Origin of the sequence: Pauljensenia sp. 20925_1_25 (assembly GCF_041433955.1) — a bacterium.
In the GTDB taxonomy this organism is placed as follows: domain Bacteria; phylum Actinomycetota; class Actinomycetes; order Actinomycetales; family Actinomycetaceae; genus Pauljensenia.
Genome location: NZ_JAPWCL010000009.1, coordinates 1 through 25,662 on the forward strand (window position 1 = coordinate 1; position 25,662 = coordinate 25,662).

At 66.4% G+C, this 25,662-nt stretch carries 24 protein-coding genes and 1 tRNA gene; 7 read left to right on the forward strand and 18 right to left on the reverse strand.

Annotation, left to right across the window (positions count from 1 at the left end; all coding sequences use genetic code 11):
• Positions 1–79: 79 nt before the first annotated feature.
• Positions 80–156: transfer RNA gene (locus O3932_RS05435), tRNA-Met, on the reverse strand.
• A gap of 258 nt (positions 157–414) precedes the next feature.
• Complete coding sequence (locus tag O3932_RS05440; protein WP_371536863.1) at positions 415–3,471, reverse strand: UPF0182 family protein; 3,057 nt, start codon at positions 3,469–3,471, stop codon at positions 415–417.
• Positions 3,472–3,646: 175 nt separating this feature from the next.
• Here O3932_RS05440 and O3932_RS05445 point away from each other — a divergent pair, with 175 nt between their 5' ends.
• On the forward strand, positions 3,647–4,216 hold the full coding sequence (locus O3932_RS05445; RefSeq protein ID WP_034504592.1) for a PPA1309 family protein: 570 nt from the start codon (positions 3,647–3,649) through the stop codon (positions 4,214–4,216).
• A 94-nt stretch (positions 4,217–4,310) separates the two neighbouring features.
• Here O3932_RS05445 and O3932_RS05450 read toward each other — a convergent pair whose 3' ends face one another.
• Positions 4,311–5,492 (reverse strand): S16 family serine protease, encoded by a 1,182-nt coding sequence (locus O3932_RS05450; protein WP_296505431.1) that lies wholly within the window; start codon positions 5,490–5,492, stop codon positions 4,311–4,313.
• A gap of 126 nt (positions 5,493–5,618) precedes the next feature.
• Here O3932_RS05450 and O3932_RS05455 point away from each other — a divergent pair, with 126 nt between their 5' ends.
• Positions 5,619–7,097 carry a zinc-dependent metalloprotease gene (locus tag O3932_RS05455; protein ID WP_371536780.1) on the forward strand — a complete coding sequence of 493 codons (1,479 nt, stop codon included), beginning with the start codon at positions 5,619–5,621 and terminating at the stop codon, positions 7,095–7,097.
• Between the two features lie 95 nt (positions 7,098–7,192).
• Complete coding sequence (locus O3932_RS05460; protein ID WP_299239190.1) at positions 7,193–8,071, forward strand: hypothetical protein; 879 nt, start codon at positions 7,193–7,195, stop codon at positions 8,069–8,071.
• Between the two features lies 1 nt (position 8,072).
• On the opposite strand, the gene O3932_RS05465 is transcribed toward O3932_RS05460, so the two are convergent.
• Positions 8,073–10,106 carry an ATP-dependent DNA helicase UvrD2 gene (locus tag O3932_RS05465; protein ID WP_371536783.1) on the reverse strand — a complete coding sequence of 678 codons (2,034 nt, stop codon included), beginning with the start codon at positions 10,104–10,106 and terminating at the stop codon, positions 8,073–8,075.
• Between the two features lie 26 nt (positions 10,107–10,132).
• Positions 10,133–11,068, reverse strand: a complete 936-nt coding sequence (gene nudC, locus O3932_RS05470) for an NAD(+) diphosphatase (RefSeq protein WP_371536786.1) — start codon at positions 11,066–11,068, stop codon at positions 10,133–10,135.
• A 36-nt stretch (positions 11,069–11,104) separates the two neighbouring features.
• Between nudC and rph the strand changes: the two genes are divergently transcribed.
• Both rph and rdgB read left to right on the forward strand, forming a co-directional pair.
• Complete coding sequence (gene rph, locus O3932_RS05475) at positions 11,105–11,872, forward strand: ribonuclease PH (protein ID WP_314736016.1); 768 nt, start codon at positions 11,105–11,107, stop codon at positions 11,870–11,872.
• Positions 11,869–12,483, forward strand: a complete 615-nt coding sequence (gene rdgB / locus O3932_RS05480; RefSeq protein ID WP_009647805.1) for an RdgB/HAM1 family non-canonical purine NTP pyrophosphatase — start codon at positions 11,869–11,871, stop codon at positions 12,481–12,483. The genes rph and rdgB overlap by 4 nt, the downstream gene beginning before the upstream one ends.
• 68 nt (positions 12,484–12,551) lie before the next feature.
• Here the strand turns inward: rdgB and O3932_RS05485 are convergent, their stop codons facing one another.
• Together O3932_RS05485 and O3932_RS05490 are read right to left on the reverse strand one after the other, a co-directional pair.
• Positions 12,552–12,674, reverse strand: a complete 123-nt coding sequence (locus O3932_RS05485) for a hypothetical protein (RefSeq protein WP_009647796.1) — start codon at positions 12,672–12,674, stop codon at positions 12,552–12,554.
• Between the two features lie 239 nt (positions 12,675–12,913).
• Positions 12,914–13,246: a hypothetical protein gene (locus O3932_RS05490; RefSeq protein ID WP_371536788.1), complete on the reverse strand. Its 333-nt coding sequence runs from the start codon at positions 13,244–13,246 to the stop codon at positions 12,914–12,916.
• 86 nt (positions 13,247–13,332) lie between these two features.
• On the opposite strand from O3932_RS05490, the gene O3932_RS05495 reads away from it, so the two are divergent.
• Positions 13,333–14,247: a LysR family transcriptional regulator gene (locus O3932_RS05495; protein ID WP_296503869.1), complete on the forward strand. Its 915-nt coding sequence runs from the start codon at positions 13,333–13,335 to the stop codon at positions 14,245–14,247.
• Positions 14,248–14,299: 52 nt separating this feature from the next.
• Here O3932_RS05495 and O3932_RS05500 read toward each other — a convergent pair whose 3' ends face one another.
• Genes O3932_RS05500 through clpS form a run of 4 tightly spaced genes read right to left on the reverse strand, consistent with a single transcriptional unit; the run spans position 14,300 to position 16,809 of the window.
• Positions 14,300–15,100 (reverse strand): MBL fold metallo-hydrolase, encoded by an 801-nt coding sequence (locus O3932_RS05500; protein ID WP_009647793.1) that lies wholly within the window; start codon positions 15,098–15,100, stop codon positions 14,300–14,302.
• Positions 15,097–15,927: a glutamate racemase gene (gene murI, locus O3932_RS05505; protein WP_009647792.1), complete on the reverse strand. Its 831-nt coding sequence runs from the start codon at positions 15,925–15,927 to the stop codon at positions 15,097–15,099. Before murI ends, O3932_RS05500 begins: the two co-directional genes overlap by 4 nt.
• Before the next feature lie 17 nt (positions 15,928–15,944).
• Positions 15,945–16,517, reverse strand: a complete 573-nt coding sequence (locus tag O3932_RS05510) for a DUF2017 family protein (protein WP_009647795.1) — start codon at positions 16,515–16,517, stop codon at positions 15,945–15,947.
• A gap of 4 nt (positions 16,518–16,521) precedes the next feature.
• Positions 16,522–16,809 carry an ATP-dependent Clp protease adapter ClpS gene (gene clpS / locus O3932_RS05515; protein WP_009647808.1) on the reverse strand — a complete coding sequence of 96 codons (288 nt, stop codon included), beginning with the start codon at positions 16,807–16,809 and terminating at the stop codon, positions 16,522–16,524.
• A gap of 81 nt (positions 16,810–16,890) precedes the next feature.
• Between clpS and O3932_RS05520 the strand changes: the two genes are divergently transcribed.
• Positions 16,891–18,234: a nicotinate phosphoribosyltransferase gene (locus O3932_RS05520; RefSeq protein WP_314568162.1), complete on the forward strand. Its 1,344-nt coding sequence runs from the start codon at positions 16,891–16,893 to the stop codon at positions 18,232–18,234.
• A gap of 105 nt (positions 18,235–18,339) precedes the next feature.
• On the opposite strand, the gene O3932_RS05525 is transcribed toward O3932_RS05520, so the two are convergent.
• The 7 genes from O3932_RS05525 to O3932_RS05555 all read right to left on the reverse strand — a co-directional run bounded on the left by O3932_RS05525 (position 18,340) and on the right by O3932_RS05555 (position 25,598).
• On the reverse strand, positions 18,340–20,082 hold the full coding sequence (locus O3932_RS05525) for a DEAD/DEAH box helicase (RefSeq protein ID WP_371536792.1): 1,743 nt from the start codon (positions 20,080–20,082) through the stop codon (positions 18,340–18,342).
• Entirely contained in the window at positions 20,079–20,411 is a 333-nt protein-coding gene (locus tag O3932_RS05530; RefSeq protein WP_009647810.1) for a DUF3039 domain-containing protein, read from the reverse strand. The genes O3932_RS05525 and O3932_RS05530 overlap by 4 nt, the downstream gene beginning before the upstream one ends.
• A gap of 129 nt (positions 20,412–20,540) precedes the next feature.
• Positions 20,541–21,314, reverse strand: coding sequence for a glucosamine-6-phosphate deaminase (gene nagB, locus O3932_RS05535; RefSeq protein ID WP_009648735.1), 774 nt, complete (start codon positions 21,312–21,314; stop codon positions 20,541–20,543).
• Between the two features lie 75 nt (positions 21,315–21,389).
• The gene (locus tag O3932_RS05540) at positions 21,390–22,070 is read right to left on the reverse strand and encodes a copper homeostasis protein CutC (protein WP_371536795.1); all 681 of its coding nucleotides are present in this window, start codon (positions 22,068–22,070) and stop codon (positions 21,390–21,392) included.
• On the reverse strand, positions 22,067–22,999 hold the full coding sequence (locus O3932_RS05545; RefSeq protein ID WP_371536798.1) for an ROK family protein: 933 nt from the start codon (positions 22,997–22,999) through the stop codon (positions 22,067–22,069). The genes O3932_RS05540 and O3932_RS05545 overlap by 4 nt, the downstream gene beginning before the upstream one ends.
• Positions 22,996–24,453: a M81 family metallopeptidase gene (locus O3932_RS05550; protein ID WP_371536800.1), complete on the reverse strand. Its 1,458-nt coding sequence runs from the start codon at positions 24,451–24,453 to the stop codon at positions 22,996–22,998. The genes O3932_RS05545 and O3932_RS05550 overlap by 4 nt, the downstream gene beginning before the upstream one ends.
• Positions 24,450–25,598, reverse strand: coding sequence for an ROK family protein (locus tag O3932_RS05555; RefSeq protein ID WP_371536802.1), 1,149 nt, complete (start codon positions 25,596–25,598; stop codon positions 24,450–24,452). Before O3932_RS05555 ends, O3932_RS05550 begins: the two co-directional genes overlap by 4 nt.
• Positions 25,599–25,662 lie beyond the last annotated feature (64 nt).

Here is a 25,662-nt window from a genome sequence, read left to right on the forward strand (position 1 = left end):
ATTTTGACCCTTAACCCTTCGCTGGACGATACGTGCTGAAACATAAAGAACCCGGTCCCTGTCGGGACCGGGTTCTTGGTGGTAGCGGGGACAGGATTTGAACCTGCGACCTCCGGGTTATGAGCCCGGCGAGCTACCGAACTGCTCCACCCCGCGTCGGTGGTTAAAACTTTACCACCTGAATCAACCGAGGTCAAGCAAAGCAGTCGTGAGCTAGGTCTCCAGATGCGGCGGCACTGGACGTCGCCTGAGGCGCACTCATTGATCATCCTTCCGCGTGTGATTCTGTCACGCCCGATTGCTCGAGCGACACTGCACGCTCCGGAGCGCGCGTCTCCATCCTAGAGACGGCAAGCGCCCGGCCCACAGCCCTTGAGGGTGCGAAGCCGGGCGCGCCGGTAAGGGAACATGGGCCTATGAGCCGCTCTGCGCCTCCGCGGAGGGAGACGGCGACGGCGTTGCGGCACCATCTGTGGGCGACGGGGTCGGACTCGGCGTCGCCGCGGCACCGGACGAAGTGGTGCCGAGCGCCGTCTGCGCGGCCTCAGCGCGCGTGAGCGCATCGTGCAGGCGAGTCTGTGCCTCACCGTAGGCGATCCAGTCCGACTTGCTCATCGCGGCGTCAGCGTCACGCATCGCCTGCGCAGCATCGGTGACGGCCCGGCTCAGTTGCACCGCAGGATCGCCCGAAGCGGGCGCACTGGACTGTCCCCCACCGCCGCCCGTCGGCGTGGAGGGCGCGGGCGTCGTGGAAGTCCCATCGTCGGCGACCAGCTGGCGCAGCGATTCCTCGAGGGTGGGCGCGAAGCCGACCTTGTCGCCGAACGCTGTCAGCACCGAGCGAAGCACGGGGTAGGACGCCGATCCGGTGCCCTGGACGTAGACGGGCTGGACGTAGAGCAGGCCGCCGCCCACCGGCAGGGTCAGGAGGTTGCCTCGAATAACGGTCGAGTCGGCCTGGTTAAGCAGGTTCAGCTGGGTGGCAATCTTCTCGTCGGAGTCGTACTTGTTCTGCACCTGGCCGGGGCCGGGCACGGTCGTCGACGAGGGCAGCGCGAGCAGGCGCAGCTTGCCGTAGCCCTCGCGCACCTGACCCGGCGTGTTGCCCGTCTCGGAGTCGACCGCGAGGAAGCCAGCCATGGCCTCGCGACGCCCCTCGCCGCCGCCACCGGGCACGAACACGGAGGTCAGCGAGAACTCGGCACTCTCCTGTCCGGGCATCTGCATGGTCAGGTAGTACGGGGGTTGCAGCGAGGTCGGTGCGGACACGGGATTGCCGTTGGCGTCCACACGCTGCGAGGATGAGGAAGCAGAGGCATCCCCGTACGTCGAGGTTTCCTCGGCCAGGCGCCAACGGTCACCGCCCGAATAGAAGCCGGACGCGTCGGTCACATGGTAGGTGGCCAGCAGGTTGCGCTGGACCTTGAACATGTCCTCGGGGTAGCGCAGGTGGCTCATAAGATCGCCGGAGATAGCGGACATGGATTCGACGCTGCCGGGGTAGATCTTCTCCCAGGTACGCAGGATCGGATCCGTCTCGTCCCAGCGGAACAGACGCACGGAACCGTCGTAGGCGTCGACGACGGCCTTGACGGAGTTACGCATGTAGTTGATCTTGTTGTTCTGGACGTACTGGCCCATTTGCGTGGACTGGGAGTCCACGGTCGCGTCCGAGAGGGACTCGTGCTGGGCGTAGGGGTAGTTGTTCGTGGTCGTATAAGCGTCGACCACCCACACGAGGCGTTTGTCGGTCGAGGGGTCCCCGTCCATATCGACAACCGCCGGGTAGGCGGACTGCTCGAGCGTCAGGTAGGGAGCAACCTTGGCTACGCGCAGCAGCGGGTCGCGGTCGTAGAGGATCTGCGAGGCCTCGTTCGTCTGGGAGGAGAAGAACAGGTCGGTGGAGCCGAACTTGATCGCGTACAGGAGCTTGTTCCAGGTATTGCCCACGGAGGGGCCGCCGTTGCCGGTGAAGGTCGTGGAGACCTGGCCACCGACGGCAGTGTCATCCGGATAGTCGAGTTCCTGGGGAGCCGCGCCTTCGGGCGCACCGACGATCGAGTAGTTGGGAGAACCCGGGCTGAAGTAGACGCGCTCCTCGTATTGTCCCATCTCACCGACGGAGGGCACGGACTGCTCCCAGTAGGAGGGCAGTCCGTCGCTGGTCAGCTGGTTACCGTAGGCGGCGACCGCGCCGAAGCCGTGCGTGTAGACGGTGTGCTGGTTGACCCACGTCTGCTGCTCGGCGGACAAGCCGTTCAGGTTGAGTTCGCGCACCGAGATGACGGTGTCGCGGCGCTCGCCGCCCACGTTGTAGCGGTCGACCTTCATGCCGGAGTTGAAGCCGTAGTACAGGCGGGATTGCTGGAGCTGCTGGACGGTCTTCGTGATGACCTTGGGGTCGAGCAGGCGCACCTGAGAGGTCAGGGTGTCGTTGTCGAATTGGCCAGCCGAGGCCGTGGTGGCCGCGTCGTAGTTCGTCTGGTAGTCGACGTCGTCGAGGCCGTAGGCAGCCAGGGTCGCGTCAATGTTGCGCTGGATGTAGGGGGATTCGAGGGTGCGCTGGTTGGGGCGCACGCGGAACTGCTCGATGAGGGCGGGATAGGCACCACCCAGGATGAGCGCGGCAACAACGGTGACGGCCACGCCGGTGACGGGCAGGCGCCACGTGCCGCGGAAGGCTGCGACGACGAAGAGGACGGCGACCAGGAAGGAGATGACCGCCAGGATGGAGTGGGCGGGCAGCTTGGCGTTGATGTCGGAGTACATGGCACCGTGGATGGAGCCGGAGTCCTGGGTGAGCAGCTCGTAGCGGCCCAGCCAGTAGTTGATCCCAATGAAAATGGACAGGGTGGCCGCCATGAGGCCGGTCTGCAGGCGCGCATGCTTGGAGGCGTGGGGGCGCGGGGCCAGGCGGATCGTCCCGTACAGGTAGTTGACGACCAGGGCGGCGGCCAGACCAATGCCGGTGACGCTCATCAGGAAGGAGACGAGCACCTTGATCGCGGGCAGGACGAACACAAAGAAGGAAATGTCCAGGCCGAACTGGGGGTCAACCTGATGGAAGGAGGAGGCGTTGAGGAATTGCAGGAGCGTACGCCACTCGGTGGCCAGCCGTGCGCCATTCGTAAAGCCGAAGAAGAGGGCGACCCCCCAAAAGGCCGCGCGCCGCACGGGCTCGAGGGCCTCCTGGTAGGCGCGCAGCGACGCTGAGGCCTGCCCGCGCGTAGAGGATGCGCGGTGACGGTAGGCGTAGGCCATGGAGAAGTACAGCAGGCCGGTCGCAACCAGCAGGCCGAGCACGAAGAGGCCGATGTGAGCCCCCCACTGGGTGAGGATGACGCGAGTCGCGCTCATCTGACGGAACCACAGGATCTCCGTCCAGACGATGGAGGCACCGTAGATAACGCCGATGATGGCGATGAGCGCACCAACCGTGATCGTACCGGGGCCGGGCTTGCGCAGCTTCACCTCGACGTGTGGCGTTCGCGGCCCTCGTGGGTGGCGTGGCTCATCGGATCCGAAGACCGAAAATGGGAAGCTCACAGCAATCCTCTCTGCTAAACCGAAAGCTATGTCCCAGTCTACCGGCGAGCACGTTGTTCTTCGTTGCTGTTTTGTCCGCTCTCCGTGAGATTATGGGCTTATGACAGTTGAGATGATGCCGAGTGCGCGACAGATTGCGCTGGCCAACGTGGTTGTTGATATTGAAAAGGGTGCCGCCCGGGTCGGGTGGGATCATGCGCCGTCGATTTACGCGTTGGTTCCCACGGCGATGCTGCTCGCCGACCCGAATCTGCCCGCAGACATCGCGGAGCAGCTCCGCGGCGGGTGGGATGGCTCGGAGGATCACCTGAGCGCGATTATTCAGGAGGATCTGGACACCGACGACATCGAGCAGGTGCTTGCTCATCTGGCGTGGCCCGAGGCCGTCCCGGGTGCCGCGCTCACGGTTGAGCGCATCGTGGTTCCCCCGGAGGTCGAGGATGAGGCCCCCGAGGATCCCGAGGAGGCCCTCGAGTTCATTTCGAACCACCCCGCGCGTACGGACGTGCGCCTGGCCGTAGGCGTTATGCGCACGGGCGAGTCGTGGTGCGCACTGCGCACGCGCGCTTTCGACTCCGACGATAAGGTCGGGCAGGGCTCCGTCCTGGTTCCCGCACTGGTCGATGCTCTGCGCGCGTCCCTCGAGCCGGTGACGGACGAGCAGGCCTGACCACAGAGCGGCCCCGGCCTCGTTCCTTGGGTGACAGGGACGAGGTCGGGGCTCAGTTCTCCCCTCAGCACACGCGGCGGGAGCGAAGGAAGCGTTACTGGCAGGTCGGCAGGGTCGCCCCGTTACCTTCCGCGATTGTAGCGACGGCCGTGGCGGCCTCGGACAGGTTGGAGACCTTCACGACGTTCAGGCCATCCGGGACATGCCCGACGACCTCGGAGCAGTTCTCAGCAGGGGCCAGGAACCACTGGGCACCGTCGTCGTGCGCACCCCACAGTTTCTGTTGAATGCCGCCGATTGCGCCGACCTGGCCGTCGAAGGACATCGTGCCGGTGCCCGCGATCGCGTTGCCACCGGTCATGTCGCCCGGGGTCAGGCGGTCAATGATGCCAAGGGAGAACATCATGCCGGCGCTCGGACCACCCACACCCTCCAGGTTGAAGGAGATATCAACGGGCAGGGAGGGATCCACGGTCAGGTAGATGCCGAGCTTCGAACCCGGCTCGGTCGCAGAGACGGCGATCGAGTCGAAAGACAAGTCCTGGGTGACGCCATCGCGCTCGACCGTGACCGTCATGAGGCTCCCCGCGGGCACGGTCCGCATGAGTGTGAAGGGCGTGGAGGCGCGTGTAATGTCGTGGCGCGTGCCGTCGGGGGTCGTGATCGCCAACAGGATATCGCCTTCCTGGACGATGCCCTCCGCGTTGGACCCTTCCGTCGTGCCCGCAATCGTCACAGTCGCCGGGACGTCCCAGCCGAGGTACTCGAGGGCCGCGACCTGAGAGGTCGTCTGCGAGTTACGCATCATGGCGGACTGCGCGTCGCTCACCTTGTCCTGGGTGGTTCCAGCAGGATAAACAGACTCGTAGTCGGTGATCTTGGAGTGGGGGTCGAAGTAAGCGCCCACCAGCTGAGCGAAGTTCAGACGGTTTCCGGGGCCACCCGCCTCGGAGACCGTGACCATGCGCAGCTGGCCCTGGCCGGGCTTCGCCTTGGCGGTGACCGACGCCGACTGGGCGTCGTCGAGCTGCACTTCCTCCCCCGTCGTGGGGTCAGTGCCCTCGATGGCGATCATCGGTTCACCATTGGCGGAACCCAACACGTTAAAGGTCGGCCCGGGGCTGGAGACCACGAAGGGGACGGGCACCCAGAAGAGTATCACCGCCATCGCAACCAGAGCGATGAAGGCCGTCGCCAGCCGCCAGCTCACAAGCGGGGCGCGTTCTTCCCGGTCCCCCTCCTGGAGGGCGAGCGCGTCGTCGTGTGTCGAGGTCATCTCGGTTTCATTCACCGTGCAATTGTGTCGCACCGGCGTTTGACGCGCACGCCCACCCCTTATGCTCTTAGCGTTTTCGCAGGGTTTTGTCAGCCCGGATCAACGCCCGCCCGCTAGTCTGTGGCCATGAATGAGAACGAGTCTGGCACCCCCTTTGAGGATTTCCTGCGCTCCATCCTGGGAGACGAGGCAGCCGCCGAGGCCGCCCGCGCTCTTGAGGCCCAGGGCTTCGATCCGACGAACCTGCCTCCCGAGTTTTCCGACCCCGCTCGCATGCAGGCGGCCCTGGGTCAGTTCCAGTTCCTCATGAACACGACGGCCGGGCCGGTGAACTGGCGCGTCGTGGAAGACAGCGCCAAGCAGGCCGCTTACACGAGCGGCGACCAGGCCCCTACGGCGACCGAGGCCGAAGCAGCGCGCCAGGCGATGACGATCGCTGACCTGTGGCTGGACGCCGTCACGGACTTCGCGTCCGGTCCCGTCACCCGCGACGTGTGGAGCAAGGTCGCGTGGGTTGAGCACACGATCCCCACGTGGAAGCGCATCTGCGAACCCATAGCACTCAACGTGTCGCGCGCCCTATCCAGCGCGCTCTCCGAGCAGTTCGGCGAGGGCGGCGTCGATAGTGACGTACCTTTGCCCGACGGGATGGCGGCGATGCTGGGCAAGACGCAGGAGATGATGCCCCGCCTGTCGGCGATGATGTTCTCCGCGCAGCTCGCACGCGCCCTGGGCGCCCTGGCCGGCGAGTCGTTTGGCACCTACGACACGGGCATCCCCCTATCGGACACCTCGCACGCTGCCCTGCTGCCCCACAACGTCGCGCAGTTCGCCGACGGCCTGGACGCGCCCTTCGATGAGGTGCGCCAGTTCCTGGCTGTGCGCGAGGCTGCCCACCGGCGTCTCTTTGCATCCGTGCCGTGGCTGGAAGGTGACCTCGTGCGCGCGGTCGAGCGCTACGCGTCGCAGATCACGATCGACACGGAGGCCATTTCTGAGGCGGCCCGCTCGGTGGATCCCTCGGACCCCGCGTCCGTTGAGTCGGCGCTCAGCGGCGGCGTGTTTGCGTTGTCGATGACGCCCGATCAGCGCCGTGCTCTCACGCGCTTGGAAACCATGTTGGCTCTCATCGAGGGCTGGGTCGAGGTCGTCACTGCCCGCGCGACACTGCCTTACCTGCCTCACGCGGACGCGCTGCGCGAGATGATGCGTCGGCGCCGCGCGTCGGGCGGTCCCGCGGAGGAAATTCTCGGAACCCTGATGGGCCTGCAGATGCGCCCGCGCCAGGCGCGAGGAGCCGCGCAGATCTTCTCGCTCGTCGAGGCTGACGGTGGGCGTGACGCCCGTGAGGCCCTGTGGTCTCACCCGGACATGGTGCCCTCCGACACTGAGTTGGCGACGCCCGACACGTTCCTGACGCTGCGCCGAGCCGCAGCAGAGGAGGACGCGGATATCGATGCCGCCCTCACCTCGTTGCTTGACGGCACGCTCGGCTGGGCCGAAGGACTGGAACCCGGGGACGAGGCCGTGGCTGGTTCGAGCGATCAGGAGCACCAGTCCGAAGACACCTCACCGGACGATTCAGACAAGCGCGAAGCGGAATGATCTGACAAGTTTTCCACAGATTTTTTAAAACGCTGCGCCAGTGGTGCCCACAGGTTCATGATGATCTCAACAGGCATGAAACAAAGGAGATCGTCATGAACCTGGCACCCAATACGGCGGTCCTGTGGCGCGGCCCCGGAGTCGCCCAAGTCGGCGGGGACCGAACCCACCACGTCCTCATGGAGAACCTGCACGCAAGCGACCAGATCTGGCTGAGCAACCAGGCTCGCTCTCCCCGATCCCCCGAACCCGCCCAGGCCTCGCCGGAGCTCATCGCCAGGCTCAGCCGCGCTCATCTCATCGACGATGAGGACCGTCGCGTGCTCCTGCGCGTGGGGGTCCTCGGTGCGACACCCGGGACCGTCCTCGCGCTGCGGTCCCTCGTGGATACGCTGCGCCTCTCCCTGGCGGTCGATGCCGAACAGCAGGTGGACGAGGACTGGGACAGGGTCTTCGGCGGGTCCTTCACCGGCACGCCCCGCGCCCGCGCGCTACGACGCGATCTAGCGCCCCTGATCCCCTTGCCCCACCTGCACCTCCAAGGCGACGTCGACGTGGCGCTCGTGTCCGCCGACCGCGTCGTCGACCCCGGCATCCCCTTCGACCTGACAGTCCGCGACGTCCCGCACCTCATAGTGACGCGCGGCGAGCACTCCTATGAGATCGGCCCCTTCGTCATCCCGGGCGTCACCCCCTGCTTCCAGTGTTGTGAACACGCGCGGGCCGAGGCCGACCCCTATCGGCTCTCACATCTGCGTGAACTCATGAATTGGCCCCTCGGACCCCTATCCATGCTCGCCCACTACGCCGCCGCCCTGCGCATAGCGCGCCTGGTACGCGACTTCGCCTCAGGCGACCTCACCGCGCAGCTGTGCGCCGAGGTCGCCACCGTCGACGAGGACGGGACCATCACCGTCGAGCGCACCGTGCCCGCGCCCGAATGCGTGTGCGGAATCTGCGGGCTGGCCTGCTAGATCAGGCTCCCTCCTCGACGGTGACCTCTTCGCCGCGCACGAGAGCGAGGACGGGGGCCGCGAAGCGCTGCACTTTGACGTCTCCGATACCGCGGATAACGCGCAGCTGCGTCGTGTTCTTCGGCATCGCCACGGCGATGTCGCGCAGCGTCTGATCGGTAAAGACCGTGTACGGCGGCACGCTCGCCAGGCGGGCCACTTCGAGGCGCCACGCCTTGAGCCGCCCGAATAGCTCGATGGCCTGGGGCGAGGCCTCCTCCTCGAAAGCCTGGTTGAGCGCACGGGTGGAGGGACGCGCCTTCTTCTTCGGCGCGCCGACGCCCTGCGCGAACGATCCGGAGCGCCGTTCTTTAGGCCAAATACCGTCCAGGAGGCGACTGCGCTGACGCTTGCCCCGCCCATCCACGCCCCGCGAGCGCGCCCACGACAGGGTGAGAAGGTCGCGGGCTCGGGTGACGGCCACGTACAGCAGGCGTCGTTCCTCCTCGCGGGCTTCGGGGGTTTTCGCGTACGAGATGGGCAGCAGGCCCTCTGAGAGGCCAACCAGGAAGACTGCATCCCACTCGAGGCCCTTGGCGGCGTGGATTGTGGCCAGCTCGACGCCTTCCTTGTCGGGTTCGACCTGGTAGGCAATCCTCTCGTCGAGTTCGGCGACGAAGGCAGCCAGCGTGGGTGCCTGTGAGTCGTCGGCCCACCCGACGATAGCGTTCATATTCGACCAGCGCTCAGAACCCGCTTGGGCCGAAGGGGCCTCGGGAGACCAGCCGACGCCGGAGAGAACCTCGCGTACGACCTCTCCCACGGTTCCCTCTTCCGAGGCTGTGGCCGCGGCGCGCAGGCGCGAGATCGCGGTGCGCACGTCGTCGCGGGCAAAGAAGGGTTTTCCTCCGGCGACGGCCACGGGAATGCCGCGCGCGCCCAGGGCTTCCTCGAAGGCTTGAGATTGGCCATTGGTGCGCATGAGGACAGCAATGTTGTGGGGCTGGGTGCCGCCGGCGATGAGATCAGCGATCTGTACGGCGACTCCCTCGGCCTCGGCGTGGTCGTCCTCGTAGGTGCAGTATCCGACGTGCGCTCCCCCGTCGCGCTGGCTGGACAGGCGCACTGTGCCGTCGCGCTGGGTGGCGCGGGCGAGGACGTCGTTGGCCAGGGTCACGATCTGCGGAGTGGAGCGGTAGTCGCGCGTCAGTTCGACGATGCGAGCACCGGGGTGTTTGCGTCCGAACCCCGTCAGATAGACCGGGGACGCGCCCGTGAAGGAGTAGATCGTCTGCGCGACGTCGCCGACGACGCACACGTCGTGGCGACCACCCAGCCACAGGTCGAGGAGGCGCGCCTGGAGGAGGTTGACGTCCTGAAACTCATCGACCACGAAGGATCGGTACTGCTTGCGCACGATGGAGGCGACGTCGGCGCGTTCCTGCAGCATGCCACACAGGTAGATGAGGATGTCCTCGAAGTCGATGACTCCTCGTTCGTTTTTCGCGTCCTCATACACGTCGAGGAGGCGTGCCATGTCGAGCGCGTCCAGCCCGGCGGGTACGTCTCGTCCCAGGCGTTCCACGCGCGAGGCGTAGTGCGCGGCGTCGATCATCGAGACTTTCGCCCATTCGACCTCGGCGGCGATGTCGCGCACGTTCGTGCGGTCAAACGCAATGCCGAGGCGGGCGGCGGCGGCGGCGACAAGGGAGGCTTTGTGCGGCACGACGTCGGGCAGGGGACCGCCCACGACGGTGGGCCAGAAATGGCGCAGCTGGCGCAGCGCCGCGGAGTGGAAGGTGCGTGCCTGCGCCTTGGGAACCCCCAGCTGGGACAGGCGGTGTCGCATCTCGAAGGCGGCGCGCTGCGTGAAGGTCACGGCCAGCACGTTGGATGGGTCAAAAGCCCCGACGGTGGCCCCGTAGGCGATGCGGTACGTGATCGCCCGCGTTTTACCTGTGCCCGCGCCGGCCAGCACGGCGAGCGGGCCGGCCACCTGCGTGGCGACGGCGCGCTGATCGGGGTCCAGGGCGTCGAGCAGTTCCTCGGGGTTCATGCTCCCCATTGTTCCATTGCCCGCCCTCAGTTGCGTCCCGCGCCGTCCGGTCCGCTCGGCAGGTCGGTGCCATACCAGTCGGCGAGGAGCGCGTAGGCGATGGACGCGCGTCCGGGCGCGCTGATCTCCCCGGATTCGAGCGTGCGCGTCAGCTCCTCGCGGCTGTAGAAGCGTGCCCACTCGATCTCGACGCCGTCCGCCTGCGGGGTGGGGCGCGGCTGACGCGTGCGGGCACGGTATCCCATCATCTGCGAGCGCCCGAAGGGCCAGGGCTGGGTCGCGACGTAGGTGGGCGTCTCAATCTCGATGCCAACCTCCTCGGCTACCTCACGCGCGACCGTCACGTCCGGGGATTCCCCAGCCTCGACGTAGCCGGCGATGATCGAGACGAAACCCGGCTTCCACAGTGCGTTGTGCGCCAGCAGCACGCGCCCGTCGTGGTCCTGGACGAGGACGATAATCGCCGGGTCCTGGCGGGGGTACTCGACACGGTCACAGGCCGCGCAGCGGGCCGCCCAGCCGCCCGACTCCAGGGACACGGGCGAGCCGCATCGCCCGCAAAAATGGTAGGTGGCATGCCATCCGGCCAGCGCGACCGCAGTCAGGGCCACGGCGGCTTCGTCGCCGTCGAGCCTCCACCCGACCGCACGCAGGTGCTCCCAGGCGCCCTCTGCCTCATCCCGGCTCGTCTCGAGCGCAACAATCGGGCGGTCGCCCGCCACCCCAATGAACGAGGCCGTGGATCCCTCGAGCGCACGCGTGGCCTCGTCCCCACTCAGGCGTCGCAAAGTCGGCGTATCCGAGGACGATGCCACGGCCTCGTCAAGGAGGACGAAACCGGAGGAGTCAACAACGATGACATCGGCCTCACCGGCGCGCACGAGGGCGACCGGAGCCACGGAATCGCGCAGCGCAACAGCCGGATCGACGTGACCGCGGACGAGAGGTAGATCAAGACTCATAACTCCACGGTAACGCGGTGAGCTACCCTAGGCACTATGACAAACACTCCCCTGCGCGCCGATGGGCGCACCCCGTCCCAGCTCCGTCCCGTCTCCATTACCCGCGGTTGGTCGGGTACCGGCGAGGGCTCCGTTCTCATTGAGTTCGGCAACACCCGCGTCCTGTGTGTCGCCTCTTTCACTGAGGGCGTGCCGCGTTGGAAGCGCGACTCCGGCGAGGGCTGGGTGACCGGCGAGTACTCGATGCTCCCGCGCGCCACCGAACAGCGTTCCTCCCGCGAATCCGTCAAGGGCAAGGTGGGCGGGCGCACCCAGGAGATCTCGCGCCTCATTGGCCGCTCCCTGCGCGGCATCGTCGACGTGTCCGCGCTCGGTGAGAACACCATCGTCCTGGACTGCGATGTCCTGCGCGCCGACGGCGGCACCCGCACTGCGGCGATCACCGGTGCCTACGTGGCCCTGGCCGACGCGGTGTCTTGGGCGAAGGAACAGGGCATCCTCAAGCCCTCCACGACCGTCCTCACTGACTCGATCTCCGCGATCTCCGTGGGCGTCATCGACGGCACCCCCATGCTGGACCTGCCCTACGTCGAGGACGTGCGCGCGCAGACTGACATGAACGTCGTCCAGACAGGCGATGGCCGCTTCATCGAGGTGCAGGGCACCGCCGAGCACGCGCCCTTCAACCGCGACGAGCTGAACGAACTGCTGGACCTGGCAACGCTGGGCAACGCCCGGCTTGCCGCGGCCCAGAAGCTGGCGCTCGAAGCTCCCCTTATGGAGCGCGTCGAGGTGCGCCCGTGAGCGCGCGCTTGGTCTTTGCGACCTCCAACGCGCACAAGGTCAGCGAACTCGAGGCCATCTTGGCCCCCGCGTGGGAAGGCTTCGAGGCCGGCTGTGTGGCGCGCATGAGCGACTTCGACGTGGCTTCCCCGGTCGAGGACGGAGTGACCTTCGAGGAGAACTCCCTGATCAAGGCCCGCGCGTTGGCACGTGCCACCGGCCTGGCGGCCATCGCCGACGACTCCGGTATCACGGTGGATGTACTGGGTGGTGCACCCGGCATCTTCTCCGCGCGTTGGTCCGGCTCCCACGGGGATGACGAGGCGAACCTGCGCCTGCTCCTTGATCAGCTCTCCGATGTGCCCGACCGCCACCGCGGTGCCGCCTTCGTGTCGGCGGCTGTCCTGGTAACGCCGGATGGGCGCGAGTTCGTCGAGCGCGGCGAGGTGCGCGGCACGCTGACGCGCTCCCCCCGCGGCGAGGGCGGATTCGGCTACGACCCGATCTTCGTCCCCGAGGGCTTCGAGGTCACAACCGCACAGATGAGCGCCGAGCAGAAGAATGCGATCAGCCACCGCGGCATCGCCTTCCGCGCGCTCATGCCCCACATCGTGGAGTACCTGCGCGGCTAACCCCCAACATGATTGTTCCGGGCACCCAAGGGGTGTCCGGCACTTGTGTACGCCCGGCGGGCGCTCCATCAGCGGGCGACGAGGTTCCCGAAGAAGGGGCGGTCCATCGAGTACTGCAGCGGGTTGCGCTGTTGGCGCATTCTGCTGTGATGGGCGAGGCGTTGAAGGAGTGATGTGACGAAACGAGACATTGTGTGCTCCTCTTTGAGTACCGTGCGATGGATCTGTCACCGCATCATGCTCCTATGATCCCCCTTTTTCTCGTCTCTTTCCATCGATTCTCTCTAATTTTTCAGTGAAGCGTTTCTTACAGACTTTTCCTTGAGATACGTTGACACAGTATTGACTGTTCACCCATCCAGTTCTTAATTAATCCGGAAGGAACATACGCGCGCGGGGGCGACCCCAGCCCGCCCCCACACGCTCCGCGTCAGCGTGCGCGCGCCAGGTGCTGACGCCGGGGAAGGAATCGCCGCACGTCGAAGAAGCGCACGACCTGAAGAAGACGGCGTACAAGGCGGTCGCGCACACGCCAGATCATGGTGAATCCGACACCGATAAAGATGGCGTTGGTCAGGAAAGACGGCCACGCACCCGTGGATGCGCATGCCAGGGCCAGGAGGATGCAGCTGGACGCATTCAACGTGTGGTAGCGCAGAGAGTCGGGAGCGAAGCGCTTGGTGGAGACGAGGTAATAGGCGGCGATGGAGGCGGCGGCACCAACCCATCCGAGGATCACGATTGCCAGGTGCGAGATGGTCATGGCACTCATTGTCCACCTTCCAGTAGTCAAGCACAATTGAATGGTTCTATAGTTATCTTGCAGTTTCACTTAACGATGGAGTGCTCATGGACATTGATCCTCGCCGCCTGCCGTTCCTCCTGTCGGTCGCACGCGAAGGCGGCATCGTGGCTGCCGCGGACATCCTCATGGTCTCCCCCTCGGCGGTCTCTCAGCAGATCCAAAAGCTTGAGGAAGAAGTGGGCCTCAAGCTCGTCGAGCGCACGACGTCCGGGGCGATCCTGACCCCCGCCGGCACCATCGTCGCCGAGGCCGGCGAACGCATCAACGCCGACATCGCCGAAGCTCTCAAGGCCCTGAGGCCACTAACCGGCCAGGTGACAGGCACGGTCACACTGGGGGCATTCCTGACGATCTGCCGCTCCACCCTGATCCCGGCGCTGCCCGACTTGGAGGAGGCTCTGCCCGGCATCGACCTGCGCATCGAGGAAACGGAGGAGACCCCCGGCATGGCAGCCCTGCGCACGGGACGCTTTGACATCCTCGTCATCGAACGCGACGAGGACCCCGGTTTGCCCCCACGCGGATACACGGACATTCCATTCATTGACGAACCGTGGGTGTTGGTCACCCCTGATTCCGCTCCCCCGATCCGTTCCATTGAAGACCTCGCGGACCTGACGTGGCTGCGCGTCAGCCCGGGTTCCAGCGGAGACCACGTCATGCGCCGCATCACCAAGGCGTTCCCGGACACCAGCTGGGCACCCCACCTGTACACCACCTACGAGGCCGCCCGCTCCCTCGTGCGCGCCCGCGCGGGTTCGACGATCCTGCCGGCAATGGCGCTCGCCGGTGCCCACAGGACTGGTATGCGGATCACCCCCCTGCCGTCGCTGGGTACCCGCAAGATCCTGCTCCGGCACAAGAACCACGGGTGGAGCGAGGGCGGTGGCCCCGCGCGCGTCGTCTCCTTCCTCACTGAATGGCAGCGCCACAACTCCTACGCCGCCCAGGCGGACTGAGCGCAACACCGTCGCCCCGGCCTCGTACGAACAAGGCCGGGGCGACGGTGAATTAGAAGGAAACGACCATCCGCGCTTCTGCGAAGTCGAGGGGACCCGACCACGTCTGACGAATCTCCGAGGCCACCCGGGATTTTGGGGTCCACGGCTGGATGTGGGTGGCGATCATGCGGCCCACACCCGCGCGCGTGGCAAGAGTGCCCGCGCGGATTCCATCCATATGCATGTTGGGTTCGGTCTCATCCGAGGTGAAGCCCACCTCGCTGAGGAGTACATCGGCCCCGCGCGCGCCCTCAATAATCGTGTCGCACAGGTCGGTGTCACCCGTATAGAACAGGACGACGCGGCGCGCAGGATCCTCCTCCGACGGGCCCTCGATGCGAAGACCGAAAGACTCCACGGGGTGCAGGGCACGGAACGGCTGGATCGTCATCGGACCAACATCGTAGGTGTCGCCCAGGCGAAGCTGCGTGAACGCAAACTCCCCCTCGTAGGACTCACCCTCAGGTGCGCCCTCGATCTGACGCACACGGTGAAGCGTCTCGCCCGGCCCGAACAGGGACATGGGCCGAATCGCGCACGAACCCGGCCCCCACTTGCGGTACACCTGCAGCGAGATGATGTCGCCCATGTGATCGGCATGGCAGTGAGACAGCGCCAGGGCATCCAGCTCGCACGGGCACACGTGAACCCACAGCGCGCCAAAGGAGCCGGGCCCCATGTCGCACACGAGCGAAAAGGTACGCTCGACCCCCGAGAAGGGATCAACGCCGCGCGCCTGCACCAGGTAGGAAGACGCGGGAGACTGCGGGCCCGACATGGAACCTGTCGCGCCAATAACGGTCAGCTTCACGCGATTCCCCCACCGGTGTTGACTTGGGACACCGTGCCCACCTCGGGTCCCAGGAAGCGACGAGCCAGGAGCGGGAACGTGTCCGACGCGCCCGTCGCCAGGAACTGATGCTGCGGACCCTTGCCAGCGGGCCACGGGTCGTGCAGGAGGCCGCGATCCACCAGTTCGTTGTAGGTGACGTTCGCGGTCGCCTCCGAGGAGGTCACGAGCGTGACGCCTTCACCCATGACGCGGCCGATAACGCCCGTCAGCAGCGGGTAGTGCGTGCATCCCAGGATCAGGGTGTCCACGCCCGCGTCCTTCAGCGGTGTCAGGTACTCGCGGGCAACGGATTCGATCTCCTCACCCGTAGTCACCCCGGCCTCGACGAACTCGACGAAAGCAGGGCACGCCTGCTGGCTCACGGTCAGACCGGGAACGGCGGCGAGCGCGCGCAGGTACGCCTCGGATTGGATGGTCGCCTTCGTACCGATCACGCCGACGTGATGGTTGCGCGTGGCGATGACGCTCTGGCGCGCCGCAGGCGTGATGACCTCAATGACGGGGATGCCAGCGTCGATCCAATAGCGCTCGCGCGCGTCCGCGAGCGCGGCGGCCGTGGCCGTGTTGCAGGCAATGACCAGGGCCTTGACTCCGCGCGAGGCCAGCTCGTCGAGGGCGGACAGGGTCAGCGAGCGCACCTGCGCGATCGCACGCGGACCGTAGGGCGTGTGCTCGGTGTCGCCCAGGTAGATGATCTCTTCGTCGGGCAGCTTATCGATGACCGCACGGGCTACCGTCAGCCCACCCAGGCCCGAGTCGAAGATTCCGATCGGGGCGTTATTCATGTACTCGACCTTATTCCTTACTGAGATTTATTCACGGCGTCCAGCAGTGAGTCCTGCCACCACGTGACGAGCATGTAGATCGCGGCGACCGTCTGCGCGCGCTCCCCGGTCGGCTCACTCATCGCCAGTTCTTCGATGCGCTGCGCGTCGGATTGATCGGATAGCTCCAGCTCACCGGCCAAGCCCAACCGAATATCGTTGAGCGCTGCGAGCCACTTCCACACCCCGTTCCGGGGGATCACGAGTGTGTCTCCACCCCCGTACGTGATGTGTTCAAGATCGCTCACCATCGCGCGTAGCCGCACGGACTTTTCGGTGCGCAACAGGTCCTCGGTGAGGGCGCGCATCCGCGCAGCGTCCTCGTCGTCGTCACTCATGGAGGGCAGCAGCATGCGCAGGCTGCGCTCGCGTGGAGCTTCCCTGCGCTGTTCGGTTTCGGTGGCGGCGTTGATCATTGACGAGGTCGTGGCGAAGTCGCCGGGATCGTCGAGGACCACGAGGACCTCGCTGGCGAGTTGGCGCAGGAGGAGGGCTTCGCCGCGGCTCATCGATGAGGAGAAGCCGCCGTCGCGATAGGCGAAGGCTTCCATGGGGTCAGTCCCTGTCCTCTTCGATGGTGGCGTGCAGACCGTAGGAGTGCATGGCCATAACGTCGGCCTCGACGCGCTCGCGCACGCCCGTGGACACGGTCGCCCGCCCGCGCGTGTGGACCGCCATCATGAGTTCTTCAGCGCGGGAGGTGGAGTAGCCGAAGTACTCGCGAAACACGGCAGTGACGTAACTCATGAGATTGACCGGGTCGTCCCATACGACGGTACGCCAACGGGGCACGGAGGTGGAGGCCTCGTGCGTGCGCGGTACCGGTTGGACGATCATGCTCATATGTCAACCCTAGGTCCAAATGAGCGACCATGGAAGAGAATTCGCGTGCCGGTGACACGCTTCTCAGGGTAGGCTCACAGTATGCCTGCATCGACATCTACTTCATTGCTGACTGATATGTACGAGCTCACGATGCTCGACGCCGCCCTCAAGGATGGCACCGCGCATCGTCGCTGCACGTTTGAGCTGTTCGGGCGCCGCCTGCCCGCCACGCGTCGCTTTGGCGTCGTGGCCGGTACCGGTCGCATTCTCGAGGCCCTCGAGCGCTTCGAGTTCGACGCCGAGCAGATCGACTGGCTACGCGACCAGGGGATCATCTCCGAGGAGGCCGCCCAGTTCCTGACAACGTGGCGTTTCTCGGGCGACATCTGGGGCTACGCCGAGGGCGAGTGCTATTTCTCCGGTTCGCCCCTGCTCACCGTTGAGGGCACCTTCGCGGACTGCACGCTCCTGGAGACGCTGCTCCTGTCGATTCTCAACCACGACTGCGCGGTGGCCTCGGCAGCCTCGCGTATGACGATCGCGGCCCACGGTCGCCCCTGCATGGACATGGGTGCGCGCCGCGCCCACGAGCGCGCCGCAGTCTCCGCCGCGCGCGCCGCCATCATCGGTGGCTTCCAGGGTACCTCCGACCTCGAGGCGGCCAAGCGCTATGGGATCCGTTGCATTGGCACGGCCGCCCACGCGTTCACGCTCCTGCACGACACTGAGCGCGATGCCTTCGATTCCCAGGTCGCCAAGCTGGGCGCTGGCACGACGCTGCTCGTGGACACCTACGACATCAGGCAGGGCGTCATTAACGCGGTTGAGGCCGCGCGCGCTGCGGGCGGCGAGCTGGGCGCGGTGCGCCTGGACTCGGGCGACCTGGTTGCCCAGGCGTTCAAGGTGCGCGGACAGCTTGACGCGATGGGTGCCACCTCGACCAAGATCACGGTGACCTCCGACCTGGACGAGTACGCGATCGCCGCCCTCGGCGCGGCCCCCGTGGATTCCTACGGCGTGGGCACCAAGCTGGTGACGGGCTCGGGTGTGCCGACGGCCGCCCTGGTCTACAAGGTCGTTCAGCGTGAGGATTCCAACGGCGAGACTGTGCTTGTCGCCAAGAAGGCCGAGTCGAAGTCCACGGTCGGCGGTCGCAAGGTCGCCGGTCGTGTCCTGGGCGAGGACGGCTACGCGACCGAGGAGCTCCTGCTCGTCGGCACCTCCTTCGAGGAGGGCCAGGCTCTGCTGGCCGAGCGTGGTGCCCGTCCGCTGCAGGTCCAGCTGGTTCGCGGCGGCCAGATCGACGCCGACGCCTGGGGTTCCGAGGCCCTGTCGCGCGCCCAGGAGCGCCACCTGCGCGCCCGCAACGAACTGCCCTACCAGGCGTGGCGCCTGTCCGAGGGCGAGGCTGCTATCCCCACGCGCTACGAAAAAGTCGACTGACCCCAGCTCGACGTATGACGAAGCCCTGGCCTCGTCCTTCTCAATCGGAGGGACGAGGCCAGGGCTCGGTCGTTGAATCAGCGTACCCGGGTGCGCGGTGGGGCGTCAGTGGCGGCCGACGAACCACTCGCGCAGCAGAGCGATGCGCGCTTCGATCTGCTCGGTTGTGGCCTGGGCGACCTCGGGGCCGCCGCAGCGCGAGCGCAGGCGCGAATGGATGGTCGCATGGGTTTCGCCCGAGCGGCGAGACCAGGTGGAAACCAGATGCTGGAGTTCCTTGCGCTTGGCGGCGCGCAGCTTGTGGGCGGGAATACCCGCATTCTCCTCGCGCATTTTCTGAGCGGCGCGGGTCTTCTTTTGGGCGGCGACCTGACCCGCCTGGCGGGCGCGTAGCAAGGTCGTCACCTGATCGGCGTCCAGGAGGCCGGGAATGCCGAGGTATTCCTGCTCTTCCTCGGAGCCGACCTCGGCACCCGTACCCCACGCGGCACCGTCGAAGAGGACGCCATCGAACTCAGCGTCGGCACCCAAGACCTCGAATTGGGAGAGCAGGTCGGACGATGCCTTTTCCTCGCGGTTTGCGACCGCAACCATGGCATCCTCGGGGTTCCACATGTCGTCTTCGCTGGCTTCCTCGCGCCTGGGACGGTCCAGCGCATGGTCGCGCTCGATCTCCATGCTGCCAGCGAGGGTCAACAGCGGCACGACGGAGGGGATGAAGACGGTCGCGGTTTCGCCGCGGCGACGCGCACGCACGTAGCGGCCGATCGCCTGGGCGAAGAAGAGGGGCGTGGAGGCGTTCGTCGCGTAGACACCGACAGCCAAGCGGGGGACGTCGACGCCCTCGGACACCATGCGCACAGCGACCATCCACTTGTCGGGGGAGTCCGCAAACTCGGAGATACGATCAGATGCATCCGCGTCGTCGGACAGAACGACCGTCGGCGCCTTGCCGGTGATGAGGCGCAGGTGGCGAGCGTAGGCGCGTGCGTGGTCCTGATTCGAGGCGATGACGAGACCACCCGCATCGGGCACCGTGCGGCGCACCTCCTCCAAGCGTAGGTCAGCGGCGCGCAGGACGGCGGGGATCCACTCGCCTGTGGGGTCGAGCGCGGTGCGCCAGGCCTGCTTCATCATGTCCTTGGTGAGGGACTCGCCCAGGCGGGCGCTGACCTCGTCGCCCGCGTTGGTGCGCCAGGCCATCTGTCCCGAGTAGGACATGAACAGGACGGGGCGCACGACGCCGTCCTTGAGGGCGTCACCGTAGCCGTAGGTGTAGTCGGCACGCGAGCGTCGGATGCCTTCCTCATCCTCCTCGTAGGTGACGAAGGGAATCGGCGACGTGTCGGAACGGAAGGGCGTACCCGTCAGAGCCAGGCGACGCGTCGCATCCGTGAAGGCCTCGCGCACGCCATCGCCCCACGACAGGGAGTCGCCGGCGTGGTGGATCTCGTCGAGGATGACGAGGGTGCGATAGGCGCGGGTACGCGCCGCGTGGACCGCCGGATTAGAGCCGATCTGCGCGTAGGTGACGGCCACGCCGTCGAAGTGGGAACCGGCCACGCCCTGCGAGTTCGTGAAGTCGGGGTCGATGTGGATGCCGAAGCGTGCGGCGCTCGAGGCCCACTGGCCTTTGAGGTGCTCGGTGGGGCACACGACGGTCAGTTTATCGACGACGCCGCGAGCGATCAGCTCGGTCGCAAGCGTGAGGGCGAAGGTCGTCTTACCCGCGCCCGGGGTCGCGACCGCCAGGAAGTCGCGCGGGGAGGACGCCATGTAGCGGTCCAAGGCAGCAGCCTGCCAGGCGCGCAGCCTGCCAACAGGTGCGCGCCGGGTCGTCTCGCTCACTTGTCGGAACCCTTTCCGCCGTCGGAGAAAGGCCAATTGCGCCCGTTCTTCCCCATCGAGTCACGCAGCTCCTTGCAGGTGGGGCACACCGGGTACTGCGACGCGTCGCGGGTAGGGATCCACACTTTGCCGCACAGGGCGACGACAGGCTGGCCCGTCACCATCGAAGAGTTTGCCTTGTCCTTGCGCACGAAGTGAGCGAAGCGATCGCCGTCACCGTCGGTGCGCTCCTTGCGGGTCTCAGTACGCTCCAGCAGGCCGGTCGAGGACGCGGTGGAAGGGCCGGAGGGCGCGGAGGGGCCGGTGGGTTCGTCAAGGGCGTTACGCATGGGGTCCATTGTACGACCCGGATGGGCGTGAAGGTGGGAGGCCGCGTGCGCCGGGAGCGAAGCGTCAGGGGCGACAGAGCCCCGGCCTCGCGTGGGCGAGGCCGGAGCAGGGGGACGCGGAAAACTATCTCACAGGTGTTCCTTCTCCCAGACCTCCTTGTAGAAGTCTGCGAGTTCGAGCTTGGAAGCGGCGGCCTCATCGAGGAGCACGGTGACGTCGGGGTGGTGCTGGAGGATGGACGCGGGCCAGCGCTGAGTCACGCCGCCCTCGATCATGGCCTTGACTGCATCCGCCTTACCCGCGCCTGTGGCGATGAAGATGTGGGCGCGCGAGTCCATGATCGTGCCCAGGCCCTGGGTGACGCAGTGCGTGGGGACCTGGTCGATGTCGCCATCGAAGAAGCGTGCGTTGTCACGGCGGGTCTGCTCGGTCAGGACGCCCACGTGGGTGCGCGAGGCGAGGGTGCCGCCGGGTTCGTTGAAGCCGATGTGGCCGTCGCTTCCGATGCCGAGGACCTGGATGTCGATGCCGCCGTCAGCCTTGATGGCCTCGTCGTAGGCGGCGGCACCTGCCTCGAGGTCATCGCACCAGCCGTCGGGGCCGTGGGCAGCTCCCTCGGGCATGTCGACGAGGTCGACGAGGTTGCGGTGGATGAAGTTCGCGTAGCCCTCGTAGTGGTCGCGGGGAAGGCCCACGTACTCGTCGAGGTTGTAGGAGCGAACCTGGGCAAAGGAGATCTGACCGGCCTGGTAGCGGCGCACGAGCTCCGCGTAGAGCTTCAGCGGCGAGGAACCGGTGGCCAGGCCGAGCACAAAGTTCGGCTTAGCGCGGTAGACCTCGAGGATGCGGTCTGCTGCGAGGGATGCGATCTGATCTTCGTCGTTGAAAATTCCAATTCTCATGTGTTTAACCTTACACTGCTGACGTCGATTTGTCAGACGAATCAAGGATGATTTTCCAAAAATGCGTGAGCCGAGTTATCCGTGCAGGGCGGCGACAATTCGCTCGACCTCGGCTTGATCGGTGCCGGAGGTCCCAGGCGCACGCATGTGGACCTCGCGAGCACCCGAGGCCGCCACGACCTCGGCAACATTGTGGGCGCGCAAGCCGCCCGAGACGAGGATGATGATGTCCTCTCCCCCGCGCTCAACCAAGCGCGCCAGCGCCTCGGGCTGAGCAGCCGCAGGGTGGCCGCCAGTCGTCAGCACGCGGTCATATCCCAGCTCCATGAGGACGTCGAGGCCCCGATCCTGATCGAGTACCTGGTCGAAGCCCCGGTGGAAGGTCAGGGGTGCGTCCTCGGCGATGTCGCGCAGTCGAGCAGCCGCCTCCACGTTGATGGACCCATCGTCCGCTAAAACACCAACCACGAAGCCCAGACGCACGGGAGACCCCCGACCAATGGCGCGCAGCGTCACGATATCGGAGGCGATACGGTCGACCTCTTCGCGCGAATGAACGAAGTTGCCGGGTCGCGGGCGCACGAGCACCTGGACGCCGCCCGCAGGGGCGACCTCAAGGGCGGCAGCCACCTCGTCGAAAGCGGGGGTCAGGCCCCCGCACGACAGGTCAGTGCAGATCTCGATCCGATCCGCTCCCCCATCGCGCGCGCGGCGCACACCCACAGCGTCTTCGACGCAAATCTCAACAACCGTCACGGCTGCCACCTTTCATAGCAGGTCGATCCGCCCACGCGGGCGGCCAGGATCGCGGCTCCCCAACGCCCGCCCGCTCCCCCGAGGGAGGCGCGGACGATCTCGGGTGTATCGCGGAACGTCAGCATCGAGGCACACTCCTCGCGCAGCGGTGCCAGCAGGTTCTCCCCCGCATGAGACAGGCCGCCGCCGATGATGATGCGCTCGACGTCGACGGTGAGCGTCATGTGGGTCAGCGAGAGGGCGAGAGCCCGCACGGCGGTCCCCCACACGTCGGTGGCCACAGGGTCGGTGCCAATTGCTTTCTCGATGGCCTTGGTGCCGATGTCCTCGCCGGTTGCCTGGAAGTATCGGCGTGCGATGCCCTTCGCGGAGGCGTAGACCTCCAGACACCCGCGCGAGCCGCACCGGCAGGACTCTCCCCCGGGGAAGATAGGCGCATGCCCGACCTCTCCGGCACTGAAGGTCGCGCCGCTCCACAGGGCGTCGCCGAGCATGAGGGCAACGGAAATACCGGTGCCGATCGGCATCATGAGGAAGGAGGAAGCCCCGCGCCCCGCACCGAGGAGTCCCTCGGCCAGGCCCGCGGCACGCCCGTCGTGCATGAGGGCCGCGGGAACGCCCGTCGCTTCCTCGACAGCGCGGGCGAGTTGAACGCCACGCAGCTCCAGGTTCGCCGCGTACACGACGGTTCCGTTGTCCTCATCGACGAGGCCGGGGCAAATCAGTCCGACACCCACCAGTCCCGGATGGGCATGAGCCAACCGGGAGCCGATGTCGCCCACCTGCTCGGCCACGGCCTCGCACCTTGTGGGTTCACTCCCCTGCGTGAGAATTGCGCCGGCCTCATCGACGATCATCCACTTGATGGAGGTGCCGCCGATATCGATACCCGCGAATACCGGCCTATCTGCCCCCTTGACGGTACTCATGGCACAACCACCTGAGCGTGCAGATCGGGATCTGCCATGTCCGGGTCGAAGGGGAACATCGGTCGGTCGATCTTGTGGTGGCCGAGGCGGATGAGGTCCTGGTCGACGCCACCGGGGGTCAGCGCCATGAGCCAGCCCTTCTGGGTCTCGTACAGGTCGGGCTCGAGGTAACCGATCTTGACGACGACGACGTCCGCGGCGGTGATGTCCACGCCGAGCAGCTCGAACTGGCAGTACATCGTGTACTGGTTGCGGTTCGTGGTGACGATGAAGCGCAGGCCGCCGGTGCGCAGCAGGGCGGTGTGGCCACCCATCGGGTCGTCGGCGAGAGCCTCGACCGTGGCATGCACGCTCAGGGTCCCAGGCTCGCGGGTGTCGATGTGTCCACCGACCTCGAGGTCTACCTCGGCACCCACGCCTGCATCCCACGCGACTGCGGCCGCGACGGGGTCGATAATCGAGGCATAGACAACGTCAAGCGTCGCCTCCTGAACGGGCTTCCACGCGAGCAGGGCCGCGAGCGCGACCGTCACGTCGTCGGCACCGCCGGCACCCGGGTTGTCGCCGGAGTCGGAGATAAAGAAGGGCTTGGGGCCCTCCTCGGCGGCGGCCAGGCATTCTTCCATGGAGGCGACGGGGGCAACGAATTCGAAGCGGTCGTGCACGTCCCAGAAATACTGGCCGATGCGCTCGGCCTGCTCCTTGACGAGGTCGGCGTCGTCGCCCGTCACGACGACCGCGCCCTTGCAGCGGGGTTGGTCGGCCCACGCGAAGCCGATCCAGATGGCGGCGTCGAGGATGCCGTCCATTTCTTCGATGGGGTCGATCATCTTGTAGAGGGACTTGGCGGGTTCGATGCGGGTCGAGGTCTTTTCGCCGGGCAGCAGGACGGGCACGTGGACGAGGGCCTTGACGGGCTTGGGTGCCCCGTTGAGGAGGCGCATGCCCAGGTTGTAGGCGGCGCGACGGCGCGACTCGAGGGCGTCCTCGTGGGGCGCGAGGCGGTAGCAGGTGAGGATGTCGCAGCCGTTGAAGAGGTCCTGGGAGACGTTTCCATGCAGGTCCATCGAGGCGCTGACCATCGGATCGGGGCCGATAACGTCGCGGATCGCGTTGATGAGGTCGCCCTCGGCGTCGTCCATGCCCTGGACGCTCATGGCACCGTGGATGTCGAAGAAGAGGCCGTCGAGGGGACCGGCCGCCGCGAGGCCTTCCAGGATCTCAGCCTTCCAGGCGTCGTAGGCACCGCGTTCGACGACACCGCCGGGCAGAGCTCGTGCGTGCAGGACGGGGATCCACTCGATCCGGGTGGCCCAGTCCTCGTCGCGCCAGTAGAAGCGGTCCATCAGCTCCTCACCGCGCGTGACGATAAAGTCGTCGGCGGTCGAGACATAGGGCGTGAACGTCGAGGATTCGATGTGGATACCGGCGACCGCAATGCGGGGCTTTGTCATGAGCGATTCTCCTTTGAGATCTTATGGGGGGTGAGGGACGACAGGCCCCAGAGCGCGGCATCGCGCCCGGAGCGGGACGACTCGATGACCAGGTCTTCCATGATGGAGGGCAGGCATGATTGGTGAAGCGCGGCGCGCACGCCCGCGCTGAAGGCGTCGACGGCGGACAGGGCTCCGCCGACGATGACACCTTGGGGTGCCAGGAAGGACACGAGGTGGGCGACGCTGAGTCCCAGGAGTGTCCCCGCCTGGCGGATGGCGGTGGCGACTTCGGGCACGCCGCCGCGCGCTGCGGCCAGGAGCTGTGCGTTGTTCTCATAGACGAGGCCGGAGGCAGCCAGGTCGGCTCGAATCGAGTCGGCCGAGGCGATGGTTTCCAGGCAGCCAACGTTGCCACACTTGCAGGGGCGGCCCGCGGCCGCCTCAATGGGGATATGCGAGATGTCCCCGGCCAGGCCGCCCTGCCCGACGAGGGGGGTGCCATCGACCAGGTAGGCACCGCCGATAGCGGAACCGGCCTTGATGTAGATGAGCGTGTCGATGGGGGTCACACCCTCCAGGCGACGCCGGTAGACGGATTCGCCGATGGCTCCCGCGCGCGCGTCGTTTTCGATGATCGCGGGCAGACCACACTGCTGTGCCACAGCCTCGGCGACGTTAATCCCGTCCCACCCGGGCATGCGGGCGGGGCGGATAACTCGCGTACGTTCGGCATCGACAGGACCGGGCACGGCCAGCGCGAGGCCACCCACGCGCACGCCGGCTGCTTTCTCCTGGCGGCTGATTTCTTCCATGACAGCTGCAAGGACGGCCTCGGGCCCCTTTGCGATGTCGATGAGGAGGCTGGTGGCGCGCCCGATACCGCAGGTCGGGTCGGTCAAAGCGACGAGGCCGTGGTGGGCTCCCAGCTCGACGAGGGCGAGTGCACCAGCTCCCTCCGACGTGACGAGTCGGCGTGCCCTGCGTCCGCCCGTGGAGACAGACTCGTCCGCTTCGGCGATAATCCCGGCCTCGACGAGTCGCGATACAGCCGCTGACACGGTCGACGCAGCAAGTCCGGTTTGTTTGACAATCGCGGGCCGCGTGTCTGCCTGGCCAGAGCCGATCAGTGTCAATATAGCCTCATCGACATCATGAGTCGCCATGACACCTCCCTTGATAAGTTTTTCGGTAACCGCAGTGTTACACGGCACTCAACACTGAGGACAG